We start from the raw sequence: 17,554 nt of genomic DNA, 5'->3' as shown, positions 1-17,554 counted from the left end.
GCTATGTATCTCTTGAATGGGGAGTTTAAAGTTTCAGGTTTCAGGTCTAAAAGTTGTTTTTAAATTCGTTATCGGTTCATCGTTCATCGTTCATCGTTCATCGTTCGTCGTTCGTTGTTCGTTGTTCTTCGTTTAGAATTTGAGATTTGGAATTTAAAGTAGGAAGTAAGGCGACTGAGTGATTTGATTTCGCCGAAAGGCAGAAAGAAAATTATACCGAAGTCCCGCCTATACAATAGAATAATACGATATTTGAACTTTGAACTTTGAAACTTGAAACCTGAAACCTGAAACCTGAAACTTTAAAACATAAACCTGATCTTTTTCTTTTGAGAAATTGTTGAAAAAACGCGATAAAAAGGAAAGAGATTGGTTTTAAAATAGCACTTCATATCGTACTTTGGCAAAAGCTATGGATTCTAAGTTAGAAGTATATATTGAGGGTTTGAATGAAGCCCAGCGAGCGCCCACTTTACACAAGGATGGGGCACTTATTGTGATTGCAGGAGCAGGGTCTGGGAAGACACGAGTGCTTACCATGCGTATTGCCTATTTGATGAGTCAAGGGATTGATGCATTTAATATATTATCACTCACCTTTACCAATAAGGCAGCACGTGAGATGAAAAAACGTATTGCGGGTATTGTAGGAAATAGTGAGGCAAAGAATTTATGGATGGGAACGTTTCACTCCATTTTTGCAAAAATCCTTCGTTTTGAAGCCGATAAACTGGGCTTCCCTTCTAATTTTACTATTTATGATACGCAGGATTCTCAACGATTGATCAGTGCTATTATCAAAGAGATGCAACTGGATAAAGATATTTATAAGTACAAGCAGGTACAAAACCGAATCTCGTCTTTTAAAAATAGTTTAATCACCGTACGTGCGTATTTTAATGATCCTGATCTTGTAGAGGCAGATGCTATGGCAAAACGCCCCCGGATGGGAGAGATTTATAAAGAATATGTAGATCGTTGTTTTAAGGCAGGTGCGATGGATTTTGATGATCTGTTATTGCGTACCAATGAGCTTTTAAATAGGTTTCCAGAAGTACTGGCTAAGTACCAAAATCGTTTTCAATATATCCTGGTAGATGAGTACCAAGATACCAATCATAGTCAGTATCTAATCGTAAAAGCCCTTTCAGATCGTTTTCAGAATATTTGTGTGGTAGGAGACGACTCTCAGAGTATATATGCATTTAGAGGCGCAAACATTAATAACATTTTGAACTTCCAAAAGGATTATGATAATGTAGCAATGTATCGTCTGGAGCAGAATTACCGATCTTCTAAAAATATTGTAGAAGCAGCAAATTCTGTAATCGAAAAAAATAAAACCCGTTTAGATAAAACAGTTTGGACAGCCAATGAAGATGGCGGGCAAATTATTGTACATAGAAGTCCTACCGATGGAGAAGAAGGACGTTATGTGGCTTCTAGTATTTTTGAAAATAGAATGAATCACCAATTAATGAATGGTGATTTTGCCATTTTATATCGTACCAATGCACAATCTCGTGCAATGGAAGATGCCTTACGTAAGCGTGATATTCCGTATCGTATTTATGGAGGACTTTCTTTTTATCAACGTAAAGAGATTAAAGATGTACTAGGGTATTTACGATTAATTATTAACCCTAAAGATGAAGAGGCACTCAAGCGTGTGATTAATTATCCTGCACGTGGGATAGGCGGTACCACAGTAGATAAACTGGTTGTGGCTGCAAAGCATTATGGACGTTCTATTTTTGAAGTGATGGAGAAAATAGAGCAGTTAGGTGCTTCTATGAATATCAACCGAGGTACACAAACTAGGTTATCCAATTTTGTGACCATGATCAAAAGCTTTCAGATTCTAAATGATGGTGGAAATGCTTTTGAAGTGGCAGAAACTGTGACTAAAAAAACAGGTCTTGTTCAAGAACTTAAAAAAGATGGAACTCCTGAAGGGATCGCTCGTATAGAGAATATAGAAGAGTTACTTAATGGTATGCGTGATTTTGTAGAAGAGCAAAAACAACTCGCAGATACCACAGGTTCTTTAGCAGAGTTTTTAGAAGATGTTGCGCTTGCTACCGATATGGATAATGATAAAGGAGATGAAGATCGTGTAGCACTTATGACCATTCACTTAGCAAAAGGATTAGAGTTTCCATTTGTATATATCGTAGGAATGGAAGAAGATCTTTTTCCAAGTGCGATGAGTATGAATACGCGTAGTGAACTGGAAGAGGAACGACGTTTGTTTTATGTAGCATTGACCCGAGCCGAAAAGCAAGCGTATCTTACCTATACAGAATCTAGGTACCGATGGGGAAAACTGGTAGATGCAGAGCCTAGTCGTTTTATTGAAGAAATAGATGATAAGTATCTGGATTACCAAACACCTATGCAAAGCTATCGTTATAAACCCTTAATGGATACCGATATTTTTGGAGATGTTGATAAAAGTAAACTGCGCTTAAAGAAACCAGTAAGTGGTAGACCGCCAAGTGTAGGAACACCTACAGGAGATCAATTGCGTAAGCTCAGAAAAATAAAACCTACAGATACATCTGATGTTCCTATCTCTAGTGTAGTAGGTGCTTTAAAAAGAGGAACTATCGTAGAGCATATCCGTTTTGGACGTGGTATTGTAGAGGGGCTTGAAGGAAAAGGACAAGATCAAAAAGCCGAAATTAATTTCGAAAATGGAGGGCTGAAAAAATTATTATTACGTTTTGCGAAGCTTAAGATTATTGAATAATCACGGGCAAGTATGTATTGATATACTCACTAGATTTTAGTGTCAAATCTAACGTACTCTCTTCACTCCAATCATTTCCATGTCCTCCTTGGTATACGGTAAACAGATGCGGTACATTGGCTGTATTCAGATGACTGTCTAATTGCATTCCATTAGAAAGTGGTACAAGCGGATCTTGATCTCCATAAAAGAGTAGGGTAGGACTGCTATTTGCTGTTACTTGTAATGCAGGGCTATTAGCAACTGCATAATTAGTGCCTTCTGGAAATTGATCTTCGTCTACTAAGAGGTTTAATGCAATATTAAAAGTAGGATCGTTTGTATAAAAAGGATCTGTAAAATCACTAGGTCCTACAATGTTAATCACAAATTTCACTTGATCATTAGTATCATACACATAGTCATACATCATAGCAAGGTGTGCGCCTGCACTTGTTCCAATCATTCCAAATTCAGGTAGTATTTGTAAGGCCTCGCTTTGTGTTGTGATTTGATTAATCACCGCTTGAATATCTAAGTATTGATTTGGGAATGCTGGTGTTCCAGAGACAGTTGCAAGTACATAATTTACATTTACAATCGCATGATCAGGATGAAACGCTTGTACAAATGCCACCGAAGCTGCCATATCACTCTTATCTCCAGAAGTCCATCCTCCGCCATGTATGAGTACAATAACTTTGGTAGCTTCTGCTGTTCTTCCTTCCGGTAAATAAAGGTCATACACTTGCTGCGGATCAGCTCCATAGGAAACATCGGTAAATGTAACGGCTTCTAATGTAGGTTGTTCTATGATTGTTGTGTCATCAGTTGTGATTTCATCATCAGAAGAAGAACAACTAGAAAATGAAATAGAAAAGCCAATAGCAATTAGGAGTATATACAGATATCTCATTGGTTGTTTTTTTTAGTATAACGTTTGTATTGATGAATTACGTATGTATATGTATACGATTTCTTTTTTGCATCAATTAACGTGCCTCTTTTTTTAAAATGAGATGAAAATATACTTATGAGGGATTTTTATACGCTTTCGCGAAAGCGTATACCTTTTTTACATAACTTTACTGCGTTCTTATTGAGGTATATGGCAGCATTTATTAAAATATATGAAGAAAACCCTAATCCTAAAGAGATAGAGCGAATTGTCTCTATTGTTCGGGATGGCGGTTTAATTATTTATCCAAGTGATACGGTATATGCTTTGGGGTGTGATATTACCAATAATAGAGCACTAGAACGATTAGCTAAAATTAAAGGAGTTAAACTAGCAAAAGCAAATTTCTCTTTTGTGTGTAAAGATTTGAGTAATCTCTCAGATTATGTAAAGCAAATTGATACAACTACATTTAAATTACTAAAAAGAGCTTTACCGGGGCCATATACATTTATCTTACCTGGGAATAATAATTTACCTACCGTCTTTAAAAAGAAAAAGGAAGTTGGGATACGTGTTCCTGATAATGCTATTACACAAGCAATTATTGATACGTTAGGAAACCCTATTGTATCTACTTCTATTTATGATGAAGATGAGGTGGTAGAATATATGACAGATCCTGAGCTTATCTTTGAAAAATGGGAGCAGCTAGTAGATGTTGTGGTAGATGGTGGTTATGGAGATAATATTCCTTCTACAGTCATTGATCTTACTAGTGGCGAACCTATCTTAATAAGAGAAGGAAAAGGGAGTTTAGAAATATAATTCACCTATTGTTAAAACAGCAAAAAGCCTCCAATGGAGGCTCTTAAAACTAAATCTAAAAAGATTTGGGGTAAATACTAATTGTAATTAACTAGTATGCGAGTAATTTATCTATCGCGTACAGCGATAGCTGTTGTTGTATTGAACTTGTTATTTTGGTAGGCTAGCTCTTGAAGATCTAGTGTATTAATTACTTCTGGAAAATCTCCCGAAAAGTTATTGTCAAAAATGCTTAATCTCTTAAGAGAAGGTATAGAAGCGATTCCTGATGGTAATTCTCCGTTAAATTGATTACTACTGATTTGGATATCACGTAAGTTTTCAAGATTCTCTATAGAAGCAGGAAGTTGACCTTCAAAGTTATTACTGTATAAGCTTATTCTCTTTAGGTTTCTTAAGGTTCCTATATCTTCAGGAAGCTTTCCACTTAAGTTGTTAAAGAACAAATCTAAATATTCTAAGCTAGCAAGGTCTGTTAAGTTAGAAGGAAGTGATCCTTCTAATTTATTGAAAGACATGTTTAAAACTTTCAACCCTTTAATATTAGTAATAGCTTCAGGAATGTTTCCTTCTATATTGTTTTTGTGAAGATTTAAAACCTTTAAGTGAGTTAAGTCCCCAATACTTTCTGGAAGCTCTCCTGTTAGGTTGTTATCTGTAAGTGATAATGCAATTACTTTATCATTTAAGATAATAACACCATTCCATTTTTCTGGAGATTTATTTAAATCCCAAGAAGTGGTCCAAGTGTCACCTTTAGTTTGTGTATATAAATCTATTAAAGCTTGTTTTTCTGTAGAAGATATCTGAGCAATCGTGCTTAAAGATACCATCATAGCCATAGCTAGGGTAGTAAAGATTTTCATATTGTTGTCGATTTGGGTGACACTAATATACTATGATAGTTGCTACGCTAGATGAAAGCACACCTTTTTTCGACCAAATACTCAAAATTTTAACATTTAAAAGGCAATTTTGTGTATTTCGTCGATTATTCAGAATAAATATCATGATCATTTTATCGATGAAATGCACACTGCAATAGTTTAAGTACACGATTTTGTTGCTTTTTAATGATTTTTAAAATATGTGTACTCTATAAATATAAAAAGAGCTGTCTACAACGAGACAGCTCTTTTAATAAATTTTATGTTTGTGAACTTTCTTTTAGAATCTATATCCAAAAGAAACGCCTCCTCTAAAGAATCCATCTGGAGATAAACCGTCATCGTTATCACCTAAATAACGACCACCTCCTAGAGATAATTCTATGACAAAGCCATTTCTACTTACCCATTTCTGACCGATAGCGACTCCAACTCCAAATTTGTTCCAAGTTCCTCTTTCATCCAAAGTATTATCATCAAAATTAAAAAACCTTTCATTATCCCCAGTGGCATATTGTAATAACCCTTCGGCAAAAAAGCCTCTTGCTCCATATTCTTTTTTATTAAAAAAGTATTGTCTAAAATAAGGAGTAAAGGCAAAATTTTGTCTAAAGTCATTTTCTTCATCTTGGAAACTAACATTAAGACTAGCTCCTAATCCTGAATATTTACTTAATACATACTCATAGCTAACATCTATAGCAGGTAAGGCAAGACTTTCTAGAACATCGATACGAAACTCATGTTTTTTATTATTGATTTCATTAAGGTTTACTGGTTGTTCTTCTGTGTCTTCTTGAGCAAATGCAAAAGTAGAAATGATAAGTGTTAATAATGTGATCGCTTTTTTCATAAGATTGATGTTTATAATTAATTGTGTTGTTGTAGTTTTCGTTATTAATTCTATAGATTCATAAAGTTTAAAATGGTTGCTTAAATAAAATATGATTAACCAAAAATTAACAATCTGTATTTTAATAAATAACTCATTGATATAGTATTAAAACGATATTTGATAGGTGTTCATTAATCAAAAGTGATGCCAAAAAAATATTCTTTTCTAATGAACGATAATTAGAGTGATTTACATATAAATTGCTGTTTATTAATGTTTTTGTATTTTTGATTGAGCATCAACAAAAATAAATTTCCTTATATCTATTAAGACAAATATATAAGGATAGGTGCTATAATTGTATTGCAAAAAATACCAAAAGAACTTAAAAAAAACTGCAATTTTTGCAAGTATATAAAAAGCCACTGTTACGAATAACAGTGGCTTTTTATATTGTGGTTATTTTTAAATTAATATTTTAATTTAATTGTTTTTGAGCAGTAATTTCTGCAATTTTCACAATCACTTCTACAGCGCGCATCATACTTTCTACAGGAACATATTCATAGCGTCCATGGAAATTATGGCCTCCTGCAAAAATATTAGGACAAGGCAATCCCATAAATGATAATTGAGAACCGTCTGTACCTCCTCGTATAGGTTTAATTAATGGTTTAATGTCTAATGATTTCATTGCTTCTTCGGCAATATCTACAATATGCATTACAGGTTCTACCTTTTCTCGCATATTGAAATACTGATCTTTAATTACTACAGAAATTAGATCTTTACCCAATTGCGTATTAAGTTCAGTAGCAAGTTTTGACATCATTTCTTTACGAGCTTCAAAATGTCCTTTATCATGATCACGAATAATGTACTCTAATCGTGTACTATCTACACTTCCTTCTATACTATATAAGTGAAAGAATCCTTCACGGTCTTCAGTATGTTCTGGAGTTTCAAGTCTTGGTAATGAGTTGATGTAATCTGTAGCGATGTACATACTATTCACCATTTTTCCTTTAGCATATCCAGGATGTACAATTTTTCCTTCTATAGTCACTACAGCTCCAGCAGCATTAAAGTTTTCATATTCTAACTCTCCAATCTGACTACCATCCATGGTATATGCCCATGCTGCTCCAAATTTTTCTACATCAAATTTATGAGCACCTCTACCTATTTCTTCATCTGGAGTAAAGCCCACACGTACAGGACCATGTTTGATTTCTGGATGTGCAAGTAGGTATTTCATAGCTTCCATGATCTCTGTAATCCCTGCTTTATCATCGGCTCCTAATAAGGTAGTTCCATCGGTGGTAATGATCGTTTGTCCTTGATATTGCTTTAAATCATCAAAATAATCGGGTGATAAAATGATATTCTGAGCTTCATTAAGAACAATATCACCTCCATCATAATTTTCTATAATCTGTGGCTTCACATCTTTTCCTGTAAAATCTGGTGTGGTATCAAAGTGAGAGACAAAACCAATAGTAGGTACTTCGTGTGATACATTAGATGGAAGCGTAGCCATGACATAGGCATTATCATCTATAGAAACATCTTGCATTCCCATTGCTTCTAATTGCGCTGCGAGAATGCGTGCTAAGTCCCATTGTTTTTCTGTACTAGGCGTGGTATCACTATTTGGATCACTTTCTGTATCTATCGTTACGTAACTTATAAAACGGTCTATTAAGGCTTGTTTGTTAATCATAGTAATGTCATTTCCGAAAAGGCAGGAATCTCAGCCCGTCTTCTTGATTTATATTTTTAATTTTTTCTTTTACGCTTACGCGAAATTATTCTTTTTTCTCTTCTTCTTTTGGGTAAAAATGTACAAAAGCTTCATATACTGCTTTGTGTAAAATATTTGAATGGTCTTGACCATCAAAATAGGTGAAATTTGAAGTGATATTTCTATCTTCTTTTAAAGTTCCAATCAAACTAAAAGCAGCGCTCTCCATATAGGGACCTTCTTTTCCAACAGCTACATATACATTTGTCGGTTTTGTAATAGCAACTCTTTCTTTGGGAAGTAATGAATTGTCATCCCACCATAAACTTGGACTTACAATAATATACTTAGAAAATAATGTAGGTTTTTTCCAAAGGATTTCGGTAGCCAAAAGGCCTCCTAATGACTGCCCGATAAGTGTGCGTTCTTCCGAAATACGATAGGTGTTTGCCACGTATGACTGTAATTCTTTTTCTAAAAAAGAGATAAATGCTTCCGAGCCTCCAGTGGTTGGAAAGTCTTCTTTGTCCTTTTTATTGGTTGTTGGGTATGTGAAATCTCGTTTTCTATCTACATTACTAATCCCAATAATAATAGACTCTGGTAACATTTTAATCCACGGGAAATTTCCAAATTGTACAATACCTGCAATATGAATAAAATCTTCATCCTTACTACCGTCTAGAAGATAAATAACGGGATAGGTAGCTTCTTTTTTTTCAGTATAAGAAGCGGGTAGGTATACGTTTATCGTTCTGTTTTCTTTTAGTATATCAGAGTAAAACGTACGAGTTTCTCCTATAGTAAAAGGTGTTGTTTCTAGCGTCTTAGGCGCACTGTTTTGTTGTGCAATGCCCTGTAGAGATAGTGTAGAAAAAAGTAGTAAAAAAGCGTAGTGTAGCTTCATAAATACAGTTGATTTTTTTTATGCTTTCGCGAAAGCATAAAATTACCCATTTTCGATTACTTTTGCACTCAAGATCTATAACGATTATGTATAAACTTCTTGTCAGACCTATTCTTTTTTTATTTGACCCTGAAAAAGTCCATTATTTTACATTCTCTCTTATTAGAAATATGACCAAACTAGGTTTTGGTGGGCTCTTTAGAAGCTTATGGCAAGTAAAGGACCAAGCTCTAGAACGTGAAGTATTTGGATTGAAATTTAAAAACCCAGTGGGACTTGCAGCTGGTTTTGATAAAGATGCCAAATTGTATCAAGAACTGGATAATGTAGGGTTTGGATTTATAGAAATAGGTACAGTGACTCCAAAAGGACAGATAGGAAATCCTAAAAAGCGTTTATTCCGTTTAAAGAGTGATCAGGCGATTATTAATCGAATGGGCTTTAATAACGGTGGGGTAGCTGCAGCAGTAGAACGCCTTAAGAAGAATAAAAATGTTCTAATAGGCGGTAATATAGGTAAGAATACAGGTATTAAACCTGAAGATTATACCGCAGATTATTTGACGTGTTTTCATGCATTACACCCTTATGTAGATTACTTTGTACTAAATGTAAGTTGTCCCAATGTATCGAGTCATGCAAAGCTCAATGATAAAGACTATCTGGTAGAATTGATACAAGCAGTTCAAGAAGCCAATAAGCAGTATGAGATACAACGTCCTATTGTTTTAAAAATAGCACCAGACCTAAATGACAATCAACTTGATGAGATTGTAGAACTTGTTCAAGAGACCAAGTTAGATGGGGTAATTGCTAGTAATACGTCTGTTTCTAGAGAAGGGTTAAAAGCTACAAAAGAACGCTTGGATGAAATTGGAAACGGTGGTCTAAGTGGAAAACCGATTACAGACAAGTCGACACGTGTGATACGCTATCTTTCTGAAAAGAGTAACCAATCATTTCCTATTATTGGAGTAGGAGGGATTCATTCGGTACAAGATGCATTAGATAAACTAGATGCAGGTGCAAGTCTTATACAGCTATATACTGGATTTATATATGAAGGCCCGAGCTTAATCAAGAATATTAATAAGGCACTACTAAAACGAGATCAATAAGGTTATTTTAAAAAATAGCTTTAGGTTGTAATGTTTGATTTATTTTACGATTAAACCCTATAGCTAAACCAAATTCAACTTATTTTTATCATTATTTGTTATGCGAAATTCTCATAAAGTACTTCTAGCTTCTGTTATGGTATTGCTATTTTCTTTAAAACCAGATCTAGCATCCTTTATACCACAAGTTGTAAAAGTAGGTGCCGCAGGGTTTTTATTTCTTTTAGGACTTTTTCTAGTGTGGAAAGAGCGTCAGTGGTAGTGTAAGTCTACTTTATTTAATCACTATTCTTTCTGTAAATAGTTTTCCTTCCTGAGAACTACGCTGTAAAAAGTAAACTCCTGAACCCAATGGTGTAAGATCTATGGTTTTTAATTCATCAGTTACAGTGGTTTTATGCATTAGTTGCCCTAGGGTATTATAAATAGAAAGCTGTTGAGTAATTAAATCTCTATTTACAATTGATATAATACCAGATGAAGGGTTTGGGAATATAGAAAATCCGTCTACTATTTCTTGTTCTTCAACGCCTAATACACCATCTAAAGTAATGGTAAGTGTTCCCATTTTTTGGGTAGAAAAAGGGGAAATACCTTCTAAACTTGTTATAACTCCAACGGGTGATGTTATTTGATCTTCAGAAGTATAATCAATACCGCTATCTGTTCCTGCATCGTATGGAAAAAGATCCATAACAATTTCTTCTTTCCATGTTCCATTTTCATCTTGTAATGCGATACTATTTGCTGCAATCATCCAGTCAGGACTTGGAGCTATCATAGAGATCACAGTAAGAAGCGGAAATTCTGGACGTGTTTCAAATTGCCCTTGAATCATACCTGAAGCAGTGTCTAAATCTCCAAAATCTAACTCATTATATGCTGTATTCTCTGTAATTGCTTGCTGTACTTCTTGAAAAAACACAGTACTATTTCCAAGTTCAGCTACATTCTGAACACCAGTACTAGCAGGAGTTCCCATCGCTAAAAAAGTAACTTGGTTATTATGAGATACCCCTACTAAATCAGACCAATGTGATACAGATGGTAAATTACCCGTAGGATGCGGATGTGTTTCTTGACTCCAAGTGCTATCAAATGAAATCGTATAAGTTGCAATCCCTCCGTCTTGCGCAAACATAGCTATAGAAGTAGTCATAAAGATGCATAACAGAATACTCCAGTGGATGGTTATTTTTCTTTTTTTCATAGCCGTAAGTTTTTAAGACGAAAACTTGTAATAAAGATACACTTTTCTCAGCTTTACACTATGATTGAATCTATCATTGCATTTTTAGGAGCCACGGCTTTATTAGCATTTTCCCCAGGACCTGATAATATCTACGTATTGACTCAAAGTGTTGTAAATGGACGTGCTTCAGGTATAGCAACTACAACAGGTTTAATTTCTGGCTGTATTGTACATACGACACTTGTTGCTTTTGGTGTTTCAGCAATTATTGCAACGTCACCTACTATTTTCTTTATCATTAAATTATTAGGAGCATTTTATCTCTTATACCTCGCTTATAAAGTATTTAAAAGTGATGCAAGAGTATCACTTACAGATGGTGCTCCAAAGAAGAGTTATTGGAGTTTATTTAAACAAGGGGTGATCATGAATATATTAAACCCTAAAGTCACTATTTTCTTTCTCGCTTTTTTTCCAGGTTTTTTATGGGATCCAGATGGAAATACCGTGTATCAGTTTTATGTATTAGGTATTTTATTTATGATAGAATCTTTTTTCATTTTTGGTGGAATTGCTGTGTTAGCAGGAAGTATTTCTGGATATCTTAAAAAAAGCAATCAAATAGGAACTGTTTTAAAATGGTTACAGATTATTGTTTTTATTGGGATTGCGGTTTTCATTCTAATTTAGCTTTCGCGAAAGCGTAATTAGCCCTATTTTTACATAGTGAATAACAAGGTGAAAATCATAGAATGTCCTCGTGACGCGATGCAAGGAATTAAAGATTGGATTCCTACGGATGCTAAAGTTCAGTACATCCAGTCGTTGTTGCGTTGTGGCTTTGATACTATTGATGTGGGAAGCTTTGTATCACCCAAGGCGATTCCTCAAATGACAGACTCTGCAGAGGTATTACATCGTTTAGATCTTTCAAAAACAGAGAGCAAGCTATTGACCATCGTTGCAAATGTTCGCGGTGCTACAGATGCTGTGACTCACCAAATGGTAGATTATTTAGGGTATCCTTTTTCAATTTCTGAGAACTTTCAGATGCGTAATACGCATAAAACCATTGCACAATCTGTTGAGGTACTTAAAGAAATATTAGACCTAGCTCATGATAATGATAAACAAGTGGTGGTGTATATCTCAATGGGATTTGGAAACCCGTATGGAGATCCTTGGAATGTAGATATTGTAGGGGAGTGGACAGAGAAATTAAGTGCTATGGGGGTGAAAATTCTCTCATTATCTGATACAGTGGGTACTTCTAATCCTGAAAATATCAATTACTTGTTTTCTAATTTAATTCCAAAGTACCAAGACATAGAGTTTGGTGCACATTTGCATACCACACCCACTACATGGCACGAAAAAGTTGATGCAGCCTATAATGCTGGATGTCGTCGTTTTGATGGTGCTATTCAAGGTTTTGGAGGATGTCCGATGGCTAAAGATGAACTTACAGGAAACATGCCTACAGAAAAGCTTATCTCTTATTTTGCTTCTGTAAAAGCTACGGATAATATTAATACCATGTCTTTTGAGAGTAGTTATAATGAAGCATTAAAAGTGTTTCAGAAATATCATTGATTTTGATGTTTCTTTCCCCTGCGCTCTAATTCACTTTGAATTAAGTTTTTTTGCACCTCATGAATATCTTTAGTTAGTTTTGCGCTTTTACGTATTTTGAATAATAGTATTCCTAATACTATAAGTATAGCGGCTCCAACGAGATACAATATATTATAAAGTAAGTCTTTGTCTTTTAGAGTCTGTAATTGTAATTCTTGTTCTCTTTGTTGTTCCTTTAATTCTTTTAATTCAATATCATCTAGGCTGGTACTTAACGAAAGTGAATCGTTATAGCTTAAAGCTGTTTTTAGAAAAAATGTTTCTTTTTGAATATCTCCTGTTTCTGAATATAGGGAAGAGAGTAGAACACTACTTTCATAGGCACTCTTAGGAGCTTTAGATTCTTTAGCTTGCTGAAATGCCTTTTGAGCTTGTATAATAGCTGAATCTATTTTTTTCTCTGCGTTGTATGATTTTGCCAGAACAATATCTGCTTCGCTAGAAGGCTGCTTTAAACTATCGAGTCTTTGAGTTCCTTTTTTTAGGTAATGTGTTGCCTGTTTATAATTACCCATAGCATAATTGGTTTCACCAAGGCTAGTGTAAACAACACCTAAGAGTCTTTTGGAAACGTCTGTTTTAACTATTGTTAATGCAGAATCAAGATAGGTGATAGCTTTGTCATATTCCTCTAATTCTTTATGGATCATTCCTACATTATTATATAAGAGAGCAACACGAACTGGTTTATTGAGTTTTTTTGAGAGTGATAAACCTTCATTAAAATAAGTCACTGCTCTTTCTTTATCACCTAGGGTATAATATATAATGGCTTGGTTATTTATCGCAAAAGCTTCTATATCTCTTTCTTTTATCCCTTCATTATGAGCGATAGTTCTAATTTTTTCCAAATACACTAATGCACTGTCATAATGTAATTGCTTCTGAAAGTAATTGTTGGAAATATCAATATAATGCTTAAGTTTTTTCTGTACATCAGGTTCTTTTTCAGCTTTTAGCTTTAGACTATCTACATACGAATTTTGACTTATTGAGGAATAAGTTTGTAATATGAGTATAAAAAATATAAGTATAGATTTTGGCATATTAATAATCCATAAAATCAAATTTAAATATACTAAAGTTTTGAGTATCTATTTGTAATAAGCAAATTATAATATATAGTCAGGCTATATCGTAATTATAAATGTAGTTTACTTACGTATAAAATGCGCTTTAACTATAGAAGTATCATTCACCTCATATATAGCTATAAATTCTAGTATATCAGTTCCTTTTCGACCGGTTATTTCTTCATGGTCTATTACTTTATTACCTATGACAATTCGATGAATAAGTTTTGAGTGTAAATTAGGTGAATTTTCAAATATCTCTGAGTAGATAGCTCTTATTTGTTCTTGTCCTTTTGCAAAAGGTACTGTTTCAGAAAAAGAATATAATTGTGCCTCTGGAGCATGACAAGAAACAAAGGTCTCTATATCTCTATTGTTATAGGCGTCTAGTTGTTTTTGAATAATTGCTAAGGGAGTCATATGTTTATTCTACTACTTTAAATGTCATAGGTAATACATATGAGACTGCAACGGGTTTTCCATTGTGTTGTCCAGGTGTGAAATTAGGTAATAAACCAATAACTCTTTTCCCTTCCTCGGCAAATTCAGGTTGTGTAGAGGTTGCACTAATATTATAAACGGAGCCATCTACATCAATAATAAATCTTATTTTAGTGACGGCTGTTCCTGAAAAATTGATGTCATTAGCTATCTCTGTATTAAATTTTCTATTTAGAAAACGAGATACTTTTTGTGATGTACACTTTTTCATCTCTTCAATATCAGCTGTAATTTCACAATCACCTATTACAGGAGGCGTCTGTACTTCTGAATAGGGTATTACTGTACCTTCATCAAACTCTTTTGTTTTGAATACTGGTTTTTTAAGAGAATTAAGAACTCTTGTTTTTGGATATTTACTTTTTAGTTTTTTAAACTTTTTAGGTTTTGCATCTTTTGTTTTTGTGACTTCCAATTGTATCATAGGAAGTTTGAAAAGTGTTTTAGCTCCTTTTTCTATTTGAATTCGCATATAGCTATAGATATCGGCTTCATATCCTATGTGGATGCTATTGTTTTTAAGTATCCAATTCGTTCCCGTAAATTCCTTAAATATAGAGGCTATTTGACTACTTTTATTTTGTAATTCTATTTCAAAAACTCCATTCCCTTGAAAATTGAAAATAGCCCCTTCAAAAACTTTTTTTAGTTCTCTTACCTTTTCAGGTAGCGCATCTGTATTTTGAGCTATGGATACTGCATTTACCTTCCAAGCCCCCATGACTTCTTCTGGAGTAATGGATTGTGAAAAGATAGGTTGAGTTATAAATAATACTAGAAGGCATAAACGCATTTGGAACATCGCTTTTAAATTTATGGCAATAACCAGAAATTATTTGAAATACTCAACTCAACACCTTATTTATTTTGTGATAAATGATTATAATATTGGTTCTTAGGAAGGCATCCTTGCTTTAATAAACTTAATTTGTCCGTTATGATTAGATTCATGTTCTACGACGTGAAACCATTTACAATAAGCATTGGTCGGTCCCCAAGGCCAATTATTGTCAACTTTAAGTAACCAATCATCATCCCGTTTTTTCAATTCATTTAATGTATGAGCACGTACCTCATTAAGCGTATCTAAGTAATAGGGAAGATCATTTCCTTTTATTTTTTTGCGGGCATCGTTCCCTAACCCAGAGGCAGTACTCCAACGTTTACTGTCTTCTCGAGACCAATCTCCCCAATTTTTTCCTTCAAAAGTATGGATTTGGTAAAAGCGCTCGGTTGCGGCTAGATGCATTAACATAGCACCTACGGTATTGGCTTTGTCATCTATTAAAAAATCTAGCTGTTCTTGTTCAAGACCTCTTACTTGTCCCTCTACAACATTACGCATCCAGTTCATCATAGAAACGAGTGTTCCTATTTGTGGAGAATATCCCGTTTTAGGACCTACAATATTAAGCTCGTCTTGTACTGGCGTATAAGAAGCTCCCATCATAGGTATAGAAACTAAGCTTAATGTTCCTGCTGCAGCAAATGAAGATTTCTTTAAAAAGTCACGACGACTGTAATCTGGTACTATTGTATTCATGATGATATATGTTAATTAGTTGCGTACAATATAGAAGTTGCATGTCAAAAGATTACGTTAAAGCTGCGATAAAATCTTGTTAATTACCTATAAACACTACTATTCTAACTGTTGAAGTCTAGTGATTGCATTTTGATTTTTAGGGTTTAAGACCAATGATTCTTTAAAATTCATTTTCGCATTCTCTATATCTCCTAGATATAAATACCCTTCGGCTAGGCTATCATATAGGTTTGCAGATGTAGGATACTGTAGGAGTGCAAATTTAAAAACAGCAATACCTTCAGTTGCTTTTGAAGGATCAAAAATAAGTTGTAATCCTAAGGTGTTAAGTACCCCTTCTGGAATCTCAAGTGTAGGATATTTGTTTTTTAATTCAACATAAAGCCTATCTATATTTTTATAGCGCTGTTGTTTAGCTTGTTCTAAAAAATCATAAAATGAAAACAATGATTTTTTGGCCTTTTTTGAGTCAATAGTAATAAGCTTATCTGAAATCTGATTTTCTTTTGGGGTGTTTGTTACAAAGGCTAGAGAGGTAGTATCATCTTTGAGATATGCATTAAAAAAATGTAAACTATAGGACGTAGCAATTTTATAAGAAGCCATAATTTCTGGATCGCTTTTATCTTGTTTTGGGTCTCGTTCTTGAAAAAGGACGCCCAATGTACTGAAGTATGAATGTGATAGATCGTGTAAGCGTATTTTATATGCATCGCTAGCTATTAAATCATCATAAAATGTGAAATGAGTATTTAAAGAATCAGGCATGTTTCTTTCTTGCATAACATTTTTAGGAATTTCTTTTTGTGCTAAATGCATAAAAGGAACTGATACTTTCTTGATATCATAAAAAGGTGATTTTTTAATAATATCTGGACGATATCGTATAGTACCATCCAAACTCATATTGGCTTTTATGGTTGTATTGCGCATTTGCATAAGTACATTGGATAATCCTCCAAGACTAAATCCCATAGTTGCGATACGATTTGTATCTGAGATAGGATACTGTGATATTTCTTTAATTAGAAACTCAAGATCTCTTGCTTGCGTTTCTATGGCTAATTCTAGTTTTTGAAACCGTTTTGAAGTAGTCCCTCTACTTGGACTTGCTATCACAATATATCCATGACTCGCTAAGAGTTCGCAAAGCGCAAAATTTTCTATAGAAGATGCTTGAAAACTAGGCGCATATATAATGACTGGAAATGTGCCTTTTGCAAAAGGTATTTCTTTAAATGCAGCTGTTTTTTCTTTGAGGTGTGCTTGATTTGTGGGTGTGTTTTTGTAATAAAACCAATCTAAAAGAAAATAATTGGGTAGATGCTCCCATTCTTCTTCTTCTTTTAAAACTTCCATATAATTTAAAATAGCTAGCGATTGCTCATTTTTAGTAATTGCATCAGATGGATACCATATGCTTATTGGAATGGGTCTAAATACCGTTGTTGTATTTATATCAGATTTTGGCGTGTATGTACGTGTACTGTCTACAGCAGTATAGTGTTTAAAACCTACCGTATAGTTTCCGTTTTCTAATTGTAAATCTTGTAACGAAGTTTGGCTGTGTAATGTATGTGATAATGTAGATATAAAGAAAAAAAGTAAGGTTAGTTTCATAGCGATAGTTACTGTATACTATTAAAGATGCTATTTCTA

Annotated in this window: 17 protein-coding genes; 6 read left to right on the top strand and 11 right to left on the bottom strand. The window is 34.1% G+C overall.

Features of this window, described 5'->3' with window-relative positions:
• The first annotated feature begins 412 nt into the window (after positions 1 to 412).
• Positions 413 to 2,752: an ATP-dependent helicase gene (locus CHB80_RS15935; RefSeq protein ID WP_089372620.1), complete on the top strand. Its 2,340-nt coding sequence runs from the start codon at positions 413 to 415 to the stop codon at positions 2,750 to 2,752.
• Here the strand turns inward: CHB80_RS15935 and CHB80_RS15930 are convergent.
• Positions 2,742 to 3,647: an alpha/beta hydrolase gene (locus CHB80_RS15930; RefSeq protein ID WP_089372494.1), complete on the bottom strand. Its 906-nt coding sequence runs from the start codon at positions 3,645 to 3,647 to the stop codon at positions 2,742 to 2,744. The genes CHB80_RS15935 and CHB80_RS15930 overlap by 11 nt on opposite strands.
• A gap of 192 nt (positions 3,648 to 3,839) precedes the next feature.
• Here CHB80_RS15930 and CHB80_RS15925 point away from each other — a divergent pair, with 192 nt between their 5' ends.
• Positions 3,840 to 4,457, top strand: a complete 618-nt coding sequence (locus CHB80_RS15925) for an L-threonylcarbamoyladenylate synthase (protein WP_089372619.1) — start codon at positions 3,840 to 3,842, stop codon at positions 4,455 to 4,457.
• Positions 4,458 to 4,564: 107 nt separating this feature from the next.
• Here the strand turns inward: CHB80_RS15925 and CHB80_RS15920 are convergent, their stop codons facing one another.
• From CHB80_RS15920 to CHB80_RS15905, 4 genes are all read right to left on the bottom strand, one after another.
• The gene (locus CHB80_RS15920) at positions 4,565 to 5,323 is read right to left on the bottom strand and encodes a leucine-rich repeat domain-containing protein (protein WP_089372493.1); all 759 of its coding nucleotides are present in this window, start codon (positions 5,321 to 5,323) and stop codon (positions 4,565 to 4,567) included.
• Between the two features lie 301 nt (positions 5,324 to 5,624).
• Positions 5,625 to 6,197, bottom strand: a complete 573-nt coding sequence (locus CHB80_RS15915; RefSeq protein WP_089372492.1) for a DUF3575 domain-containing protein — start codon at positions 6,195 to 6,197, stop codon at positions 5,625 to 5,627.
• 460 nt (positions 6,198 to 6,657) lie between these two features.
• Positions 6,658 to 7,902, bottom strand: coding sequence for a peptidase T (gene pepT / locus CHB80_RS15910; RefSeq protein WP_089372491.1), 1,245 nt, complete (start codon positions 7,900 to 7,902; stop codon positions 6,658 to 6,660).
• Positions 7,903 to 7,987: 85 nt separating this feature from the next.
• Positions 7,988 to 8,830 carry an alpha/beta hydrolase gene (locus CHB80_RS15905; RefSeq protein ID WP_089372490.1) on the bottom strand — a complete coding sequence of 281 codons (843 nt, stop codon included), beginning with the start codon at positions 8,828 to 8,830 and terminating at the stop codon, positions 7,988 to 7,990.
• 86 nt (positions 8,831 to 8,916) lie between these two features.
• Here CHB80_RS15905 and CHB80_RS15900 point away from each other — a divergent pair, with 86 nt between their 5' ends.
• A complete protein-coding gene (locus CHB80_RS15900) occupies positions 8,917 to 9,948 on the top strand; it encodes a quinone-dependent dihydroorotate dehydrogenase (RefSeq protein ID WP_089372489.1) in 1,032 nt (343 codons plus the stop codon).
• Between the two features lie 100 nt (positions 9,949 to 10,048).
• Positions 10,049 to 10,210, top strand: a complete 162-nt coding sequence (locus CHB80_RS24710; RefSeq protein WP_179218191.1) for a hypothetical protein — start codon at positions 10,049 to 10,051, stop codon at positions 10,208 to 10,210.
• 12 nt (positions 10,211 to 10,222) lie between these two features.
• On the opposite strand, the gene CHB80_RS15895 is transcribed toward CHB80_RS24710, so the two are convergent.
• Positions 10,223 to 11,158 carry a spondin domain-containing protein gene (locus CHB80_RS15895; RefSeq protein ID WP_089372488.1) on the bottom strand — a complete coding sequence of 312 codons (936 nt, stop codon included), beginning with the start codon at positions 11,156 to 11,158 and terminating at the stop codon, positions 10,223 to 10,225.
• 60 nt (positions 11,159 to 11,218) lie between these two features.
• Between CHB80_RS15895 and CHB80_RS15890 the strand changes: the two genes are divergently transcribed.
• Positions 11,219 to 11,830, top strand: coding sequence for a LysE family translocator (locus CHB80_RS15890; protein ID WP_089372618.1), 612 nt, complete (start codon positions 11,219 to 11,221; stop codon positions 11,828 to 11,830).
• A gap of 36 nt (positions 11,831 to 11,866) precedes the next feature.
• Entirely contained in the window at positions 11,867 to 12,733 is an 867-nt protein-coding gene (locus CHB80_RS15885) for a hydroxymethylglutaryl-CoA lyase (RefSeq protein ID WP_089372487.1), read from the top strand.
• Here CHB80_RS15885 and CHB80_RS15880 read toward each other — a convergent pair.
• The 5 genes from CHB80_RS15880 to CHB80_RS15860 all read right to left on the bottom strand — a co-directional run bounded on the left by CHB80_RS15880 (position 12,727) and on the right by CHB80_RS15860 (position 17,515).
• A complete protein-coding gene (locus CHB80_RS15880; protein WP_143337159.1) occupies positions 12,727 to 13,821 on the bottom strand; it encodes a tetratricopeptide repeat protein in 1,095 nt (364 codons plus the stop codon). The genes CHB80_RS15885 and CHB80_RS15880 overlap by 7 nt on opposite strands.
• A 108-nt stretch (positions 13,822 to 13,929) precedes the next feature.
• Entirely contained in the window at positions 13,930 to 14,268 is a 339-nt protein-coding gene (locus CHB80_RS15875) for a nuclear transport factor 2 family protein (RefSeq protein ID WP_089372485.1), read from the bottom strand.
• Between the two features lie 4 nt (positions 14,269 to 14,272).
• On the bottom strand, positions 14,273 to 15,142 hold the full coding sequence (locus tag CHB80_RS15870; RefSeq protein WP_179218190.1) for an energy transducer TonB: 870 nt from the start codon (positions 15,140 to 15,142) through the stop codon (positions 14,273 to 14,275).
• A gap of 102 nt (positions 15,143 to 15,244) precedes the next feature.
• The gene (locus CHB80_RS15865) at positions 15,245 to 15,892 is read right to left on the bottom strand and encodes a DinB family protein (RefSeq protein ID WP_089372483.1); all 648 of its coding nucleotides are present in this window, start codon (positions 15,890 to 15,892) and stop codon (positions 15,245 to 15,247) included.
• Between the two features lie 99 nt (positions 15,893 to 15,991).
• Positions 15,992 to 17,515, bottom strand: coding sequence for an alpha/beta hydrolase (locus tag CHB80_RS15860; RefSeq protein WP_089372482.1), 1,524 nt, complete (start codon positions 17,513 to 17,515; stop codon positions 15,992 to 15,994).
• Positions 17,516 to 17,554 lie beyond the last annotated feature (39 nt).

The sequence above is a fragment of the Dokdonia pacifica genome (genome assembly GCF_900188275.1).
Lineage (GTDB): Bacteria > Bacteroidota > Bacteroidia > Flavobacteriales > Flavobacteriaceae > Dokdonia > Dokdonia pacifica.
Note: the sequence above shows the minus strand (reverse complement) of the source record. Positions and strands in the feature narration are given on the sequence as shown.